Raw genomic sequence first — 8,926 nt, 5'->3', positions numbered from 1 at the left:
TGGTCAATCCTAAGCACTTTAAAAACTGGTTTACAAGCTGCTGCTACTGTACTTCATAAACCTGGAATACGCTGTAACTTAATAGAACCCGCAAGCGGGCCCGCATCCGAATTCAGTCGAACAGAAGCTGATGCTTTTATTATTAATAAAGCCTCCGATATTAACAGCATACCTTCTACCAACACCAGCCCTCTGATAACTAACAGCACTCTCAGGGATACAACAAATTCTGAAGTTGACCCCCTAATTGGTAAACTCGACTCGGACTTAGGAGACCCCCTAACCAACCCAAATCGAATTGCCTCAAATAACGTTTCTTCTGATTCTAATAAATCTGCGACTGACATACCTCCAGTCAACTCGTCAATTAGCAACTCAGAACTAAATAAAACCACAGAAGCTACAACCGCTGTTCCCGATCAATTGCTGGAAAATAAAACACAATTATCGCCAACCGCCTCCACAAAATCAGAACAAGATTCGGACAAAACATTACCAGTTGTAACTGCATCTACCACGAGCGAAAAAGCTTCCGACAAAACGCCATTACCCGCTACCGCTGAAACGACTTCAAAACCCGAAGAACACCAAACGCCTTTATCATCAGAGACTACACTCTTCTTCGAGTCATCACCAAACAAAATATCACCGGCAACTGCATCAACGTCTGACAATTCAGGAGAAAATACAACATCACCCGCAACTGCCTCAGCCACTGAAAACCCTGAACTAGATCGAACATTACCTGCAACTACATCAACGACTGATAAATCAGAACCAGATCGAACATCACCTGCAACTGCGTCAGCTTCTGATAAATCAGAACCAGATCGAACATCACCTGCAACTGCGTCAGCTTCTGATAAATCAGAATCCAACAAAACCTCAGTTGCGACTACATCAACGACTGACAAATCCGAACCCAACAAAACTTCACCTACCGAAATCTCCACCACCAAAAACTTAGATACAGCCACTAATCTAGAACCCAATAAAACCTCAACCCCAGAACCAGATCAAACCTCAACTCCCCCAACCAACATCAACTTTGACTCAAACGCATTCAGTGTCGATGAAAAAGGAATAATCGGCATACAATTCACATCCGACGGCGGCTGGTATAGCGGACAACTAGCCATCGTCAGCCTACTCGGAATGGAAAAATTCGTTCCCGGTTCCGAGGCGTTCATCAAAGAAGCAGCAAGTCGAGCTTTAAGCAACTCGACAAAGGGCTACATCGCAATGGATGACGATTTAGAAGGAGCATATTACACCGATCCTAACAGCTCAGAAAACCTCAATTCCGGGCAATACCTCGGCACAAAAACATTTGCCATGACGCCTGGGGACAAATTCTTCTTCATGCTAGTACCCAACGGCACCGTACAGCAAGTATACGACAACCCCGCAATCGGCGGCGACAAAAAACCCCTATTTTCAATAGCTACAGACAATCCCAGCGACGGCTTCAGTATCGGTCAAATTGCCGACATTACAGGAGAAGGGCAACTCTTCGTCATGGAAGACATGGGGCTGATTCAAGGAAGCGATCGGGATTACGACGATATCACATTCCGAGTCACGGGCGCTATATCTAAAATCATTCCCCTCAGCCAATTAGTTGACGCCAAATCCGCAGCAATTCACTCCCAATTAATTCAAAAACTGAAGGGTGAATCGGATAAATCAGAGCCGAAATCTCCAGCAGAATCAAGTGCTACTAATTCGGCTGATAAATCGCAGGAAAAAACATCATTAATAACTAGCGATACCGACAAACAAAAGCCTCAGCCAACAGCAACACTCACTGACGATTACAGTCAAAAACTTCAACTAACAGTAGAAAATGTTCCTAACCCAGACAATCAAAAACCTCAATCACCAGTAATAGTTACCGACTCAGACAGTCAAAAACCTCAACCAACAGCAGCAACCATTGTTAACCCAGATGGCAAAGAATTGCCAATAACAACAGTAACCACAGTTACCGAGTCAGACAGTCAAAAACCTCAACTAACAACAGTCGCTAACTCAGATAGCAAACAATCGCCACCAACAGAAATACTAACTGTTAGCCAACCCAAAAATCAAGAATCTACAAAAACAGGAACATCAACAGTTGGTAAATCCCCAACTCAAGAATCGCTAGAAATAGAACAAATAACCCCTAATCCAAAAACACCAAGCGCTAGCATTAATGAATTTAATTCAGGAATTGAACCGCAAGTATCACTGTCGGGGCGACAAGTCGTCTATAACGCTGATAGAATAAGCCTCATAGCTCTTATGCCTTGTTGATAATTAGGTAGTTTATGTGGAGACAAAGACATTAATTCAACAACAACCTGCCAATTACTAAACATCAAATCGACCCATGATTCACCCCAAAGTCCAATATAAAAAGTGCTATGTCTAGCATATTTTCTGTGACTTTCTGTTTTTCTGCTTAGATATTCTTGAACTTGCTTTGACTTAATTTCTATCCCTTGGATTATACTCTTCAAGTATGCTAGTGATAACAGAATTAATAATTTACTCAATCGCTCGCCCGTGAGATTAGTCCTTTCTAGGTTATATCCTCCACCCTTAAAGTCTCGCTCACATTTCTTCAATTCCAAATCTTTTTGCATAAGCATCAACTGCTGCTTGTATATTTGCCAAGCTTGTCAGAATATACCAAGGTTCTTCTGTAGTAATATTTCGATATTTACCCAGCCACTTACCTGCCAAATTAAACCCCGTAACTGGTGCGGTTTTTCGGATTGTTACTTCTTGATTGAAAAAGCTATTTCCTTGCTCTAATCCTAGCATTTTTAGTTCAGTCCATAACTCCAATTCCGTCTTGATACAAACATTCTTTTTTAGTCGTAAACAGAAATCTACTTTCTTCTCCCTCAGCCAATTTGCCAGGCTAACACTACAAAATTCACGATCTCCTAACACGAGCAATTTATAATTTGATAAGGCGGCGAATACTGGCGTTAATACGAATTGTTTATTTTCCAATGTGCTGTTCCCTTGTTTGTCAAGGACTTTCCAATAAATAGGAATAGCTCTTTTTCGCCAAATCATGCTAACCATCAAAATATTATTTGATTGCCATTTGGTTCGGTCTATTGCTAAATATACAACCTTATTTTGTTTGACACTACCTTTAATCCAACCAATCACCAGTGGCAACCAAATACTATCTAGAGTCCATTCATCCTCCGATAAAAATCTCTGAATCTTTTTTCTTCTACTTTCAAATTTAATGGGCATCGCTAGTTTTGTTGCTATGCTTTCCAATGTGACTTCTTTAATCGATTGCACTACTTGAATCAATAAAATTGTCAATAAGTAATGAGAACGTGTCAGCTTTTCTAACAAATGGGCATGATATAATTCTGGTATCATTTAAGTGTTTTTGGGTAAGAAGCTTTCTTACCCTATCTTTTTCTAGGCGATTTGTCTAGGATTGCCGGACTGTATGATTTTCAGGCAACCTGTCACCCCGTCAGCAAGTATCAACAGAATCTATTGTCAGCCAGCCAGCCGATGCTGAATTAATTAAAACCGACAAAATTGCAAGTAATCAGATTTCTCAATCGCCCGCTGAAGCCGAATATGGTGCAAACGGTACTGCTTCTCGATCAACCGCTGCAACTACGCTGATTCCCACTCCTATCGCTTCACAATCGCCTGCGATAACCGCTGAAATTGCCGATAATCGGGGCGAAGAATTGCCTAGAAAAACTGATAATACCCTTGACAATCCTGCATCAAAATCGCTAACCAAAATCCTTGAGGTTGTTCTCGCAGAAAAGGCTACTGATACACAGAAAAATGATCGGGCTGTTACCGCAACCACCGCTGAATTAGAAGCAGAACAATTCTACCAAAAAACCGCTGAAATTATTGGCACAAAAACAACTGTCGATGTAATTGAATATGACACCGCTTTTCCTGAAATAGTAGCCGAATTTAAAACTGAACAATTGCCGACAAAAACCGATTTAATTGTCATAACTAAAGCGGATGATACGGTTGAACGTACTCTTCCGGTTGCTGAAATAACAGCCAAAAATCAAAACGAAGAATTACTGATAAAAACAGATTCGGGCGCTGTTGCAGAATTCACGGCTGGTACAATCGATACGAACATCCCTGCCACCTTCACACTAGCCGAATTAGCAACTGAAATCTATCCAATAATTGCTATTAATTCTGACGAACCAAAACCGCGATTTTTCAACTCTAACAGCAAACTTTCCGACAATCTTACAGACAGTCAATTCCCTGACAATCTTGCAGACAGTCAACCCAATTCAACACAGCGTACTGGCAACTTCCAAAGCAGTACCAATACCCCAACAAATCTCTCAATAACAACAACAGCAAATTTACCAAGCCCCGGCACTTTCCTTGTATATAACCAAGGACAAGTCAGATTTGACTATGTATTTGACGGCGGCTACTTTGAAGGCGAACTCGGAATTTTCAGCCTGGCAGGAATGGAAGCATTTACACCAGGAACTCCAGAATTCATTGCCGAAGCATCCCGTAGAGTTTTAAGCAATTCCACCGACGGACATATTGTCATCAGCGACTCGAAAGAAGGAGCCAAATTCACCGGTGCGATGCCGTTCGACGGGGATTGGGGCAGCGGCGAATATCAGGGTATCAAAACTTTCTCCATGCTACCAGGCGACACCTTTGCCGTCATGTTAGTCCCCAACGCTACAATACAATCATCCTTCCAATCCTCATATTCGGGAAATTTGTTCCCCGAAAACCGTCCCTTATTCAGTATCGCCACAGCCAATCCCAACGATACCGCTCATCTGCTACAAATAGCCGACATTACCGGCACCGGCAACACCTTTGCCCTCGAAGATATGTCGGCCGCCAACTCAGACAGAGATTACAATGACCTAATCTTTAAAATTAGTGGCGCAATAGGAAACGCACCGCTGCTAGATACAGTCATCAATCCTGACAGAGAATGGCGCAATACTCCGTTAGGACAACAATTGCTCGCCGAAGCCAATCCCCCGAATTCTGACAACAATCCGCCCGTTGTTTCACCGACAAGCGCTCGGACTTATACAGAATTAGAGACAACTATTTCATTAGACAATCAGGCCACAGATGCAGAGGGCGACCCCCTGACAATTAGCGTCCTCAATCCAGTAAACGGCACTGTAATTTTCAATCCCTTAACGAACAAAGCATCGTTTAAACCAGCAATCGGCTTCTCTGGAATTGCCAGCTTTGATTTCCTTGCCAGCGACGCTTTTGGGAGTTCAACTCCCGCGCGGGTGACAGTCAACGTCAGCGATGTTCCCCTGCTGAATCTAGATTTTGTGAAGCGAAATCCGATCCTCAATGCAGGAGAAAATACGGAATTAGTTGTGCTCGGAGATTTTGCCGACCAAAAAGGTGTAGTGCTGCCAGATTCTTATTTAACTTACACTTCAATAAATCCAGAAGTAGCACCAATAGACGCAGCCGGGAAAGTGACAGGTTTAACCAACGGCACTTCGATTTTGAGCGCGAGTAGAAACAACCTGCAAGCAGTGACCCCAATTCGCATTGGGGCGATGCCGCAACCGACAACAGACGCTCAATTGCATCAGATACTAGCCGAAATGTACGGACTAGACCCCTACCCGGATGCCGTCTCCCTGACACCCGGCGCAACCCGGAAACTGTCCCTCGGCTTGAACCCTGGGTTGAGCGAGGTCAACTTAACCGCAGCCAGTACGGGTACGCGCTATTTTAGCAACAACAGCAACATCTTGAGGGTCAGTCCCGACGGCACTATTACAGCAGTCGGCGTTGGCGATGCTGCGGTGACTGCGATTTACGGTGCAGCAGAAGCAACAATTCCAGTGCGAGTCGAAGCGCCGCGAAGCGGGCCTGCAACCGTGGGGGCTGCTGGCGGCGTCGTCCTCTCAAGCGACGGAGAACTTATGGTGATGATGCCTCCCGGCGCTTTGAACAGCGATACAAATGTCAGCATTGCTTCCTTAAATCGCTCCGAGTTATCGCTGCCAGTCCCGACTGGATTTGAGTTTGCCGGGGCTTTTAATTTGAACTTTGGCGATAGCTCTCTGGAACAGCCAGTTCAATTAGCGGTGCCAGCACCAGAGGGCTTACCTGCGGGAACTGAGGTCTACTTCATGCGGAAGGGTGCGTTACCGGATGAAACTGGTGTCTGGAAACCAATCTGGCTTCAAGAAGAATCTGGTGTAGTTGGGGATGACGGCACAATTCGTACCTCCTCGCCACCCTATCCAGGGGTTGTCAGGCCAGGCGAATATATAATTGTCTATTCAAGTCCCACCGGAGATGCCACCTTAGTCAAAGGTCAACTCACCCTTAACTACGATTTCCCCCTAGCATTTTTTGGTATCATTGACCCCTTGGGAGGTATCGGTCAGTTGATCGATCCAAGCAACTTTGTCACCAATTTTGGGTTTACAGTTTCTTACGACATCTCTTCAGTCAAAGTAATCGCGATCCCTAAAGTGGGATTGCCAATAGTTACTGAGTTGGGCGTCCAACGAAACTCAAACGGCGTTGCGACTTTGGAAGCCAACCTAAATATACCAACACCAGCAGCTTCCAATTCCGCAGCCGCACCTAAACTTCAAGCAGCCTCTCTGAAGTTCAAAGACGAAAACAATCAACCCTTTGAGGGTAACGAACCGATTCTTTTCCTCAAAGCCAGTAACGTTCTGGCGAGCAATTTGGGCGATCCCAAGGGCAGCCGGCTCGAAGACTTAGTTGTGAAATTCTACGTTGGCGATCGCGTTTACGAACAGGCAATATTGCCCAACCTTAGCGCAACTTTGGGAGACAACCAGTTTGAAGTGGCAGTTAAAGTACCTAATACTGTAGTTTTGGGTGAGTCTTACATTTCCTTATCCAGACGGCAGAATCAACTGGTCGATCAGAACCTGACGGAACCAGTGTATGAGGAGATCGAATACAACAGCAATCCCATTTGGTTGGACGCGGGAGCTGAGTATGTTTTTGCGGCGCTAAAAGGAGCTGATGCTGTTGCAGTTTTAGACGGTACAGATCCCGAGTCGGTTGTGGCAGCTTCTAGCAGTTCTAATTTACTGCTTTCTACTATTCCTGTGGGAGATGGCGCGATCGACAGACCGCGAGACTTAGCTGTGACGAGTGACGGAACCCGCGTTTACGTGGCTCTGGAGCAGTCTGGTCGTGTGGCATTGGTCGATCCGATGGTGTTGCAACAGGTGGACACCAAACCAGATACCCCCGGCATCAACCCGATCGATTTGCCTATTGGTGCAACGCCTCGGTCAATTGCCATCGACCCCCGCAACCAATATGCCTACATCTCTGATGGGAAGCGAGGAAACATTTATGTTTTGGACATCGACCCCTTCTCCGAAGAATATCATCAGGTCATCCAGACTATCTCCCTAAGCTCAGTAACGGGTGGGTTAAATGAAATAGCTATTAGCAGTGACGGGCGCAAGCTCTTCGCCACTGCACCGGGCTTTCCAACTAGCCAGATTATCGCGGTGAATATCGATCCTGAAGACCAACCTCTCGATCCAAGCCAGAACCCCCGCAAGTGGCATCAGGAGATTGGTGTGGTAAATACTTTTGCTGGGGTGCAGGGAATGGCTGCTACCGCCGAGCCGAATCGGATGACCTTTACTAACACCAGTAATGATAGTAAGGGCTTTGGCGTATTAACAATTACCAACGACGATCCCACTAGCTTTGCCGCTACTGCCAACGATTATGCGGCGCTAAGTTTGGGTGACCCCCTAATGGGCGGTTCCCTAGATTACTTTGATGTCAATCGGGCGGTGGCTGTCACGGTGATGCGCGATGGGTCCTATGCGTTTGTGGCCGCGAAAAACGACAGTCCGCAAACCGGAGTTGAGAGCATAGACGGGGTGCGGGCAGGAAGCAATATCGGCATCATTAAAGACCCGTTTGGACCCACTCCGAAACTGGTGGCGGCGACTCGACCGATACCGCAAGGGGCAACCACTGACTTGGTACTTTCTAACGATAACAAATACCTCTATGCTTCCTACCCCACCCTGAGCGGCGACGGGGGTGTCTATGTCTTCGATGTCGAGGAAATTATCAGAACTCTGGAAAACCCTGGAGATTTTAAAATCGACAACCTCGACAGAGGTGTCAAATCGCCTTACTTCAATCCTGCCACGAGCCGTCCGGTCAGCTCGAGTAAATTCCAAAGCGTTCCAATTGACGATATTAACCCAGCAATTAGTATCGCTGCTGACTATGGGATTGTTACGGGGGATTGGCCTCGCAACCAGTTTACTTACGGTGTGTTTGATAGCAAGCACAGTCCGATCGCAACGGCTGGAAGCCCTTGGGGAATGGCAGCAAGCTTGAGTATCCAAGAAGATGAGAAGGAAAGGTTGCAGGAGCTAAGCCAGAGGATCGCAGAGCTGGTCGAAATGCGCGATACAGCAGACAATCCCAACGACGTGGACAAACTTCTTGAAAGACCTATTAGACAACGGGATGGACTGTTAAGAAAAATCTCAGTTGAGGTTCAAAGAGATAAATATGGAGATGAAGTGAATGTTAGTCCCGTTGAGCTGGAGGGAGGCAGATTAATCTTTGAAATCAACTACGAAAATCTTTTTCAAACTTTTTATGGTAGTAGCTCTGTTGCATGGAATATCGCACCGCTCGAAAAACGAGCTGTATTCGATATTGGTAGAGAGCTTGCTTCCCAACGAGTAAATTTACCCGCAGGTACTAAGCTCAAGACCATGTTGGGTTTTGGCGGGACTACCGCTCAAGGGCTTGTTCAACCTTATCCCGGCGATATCGATTATCGGGACTTAAACATAAAATACGATAAAAATAGGTTATAATGCTTACATAGCAAGCATATAACGTTAAAAAATGACCC

Annotated in this window: 3 protein-coding genes; 2 read left to right on the top strand and 1 reads right to left on the bottom strand. The window is 45.4% G+C overall.

What is annotated here, in order from left to right:
* Positions 1 to 2,298 (top strand): DUF4114 domain-containing protein (locus tag QUB12_RS35695; protein ID WP_333310832.1); only part of this gene is annotated, 2,298 nt, incomplete at its 5' end.
* Between the two features lie 300 nt (positions 2,299 to 2,598).
* On the opposite strand, the gene QUB12_RS35690 is transcribed toward QUB12_RS35695, so the two are convergent.
* Positions 2,599 to 3,396, bottom strand: a complete 798-nt coding sequence (locus QUB12_RS35690; protein WP_333147173.1) for an IS4 family transposase — start codon at positions 3,394 to 3,396, stop codon at positions 2,599 to 2,601.
* Between the two features lie 326 nt (positions 3,397 to 3,722).
* Between QUB12_RS35690 and QUB12_RS35685 the strand changes: the two genes are divergently transcribed.
* On the top strand, positions 3,723 to 8,888 hold the full coding sequence (locus QUB12_RS35685; protein WP_333147176.1) for a DUF4114 domain-containing protein: 5,166 nt from the start codon (positions 3,723 to 3,725) through the stop codon (positions 8,886 to 8,888).
* The last annotated feature ends 38 nt before the right edge of the window (positions 8,889 to 8,926 follow it).

Origin of the sequence: Microcoleus sp. B7-D4, from assembly GCF_036705125.1 — a bacterium.
GTDB lineage: Bacteria > Cyanobacteriota > Cyanobacteriia > Cyanobacteriales > Microcoleaceae > Microcoleus.
This window is presented reverse-complemented; position numbering and strand designations above follow the sequence as displayed.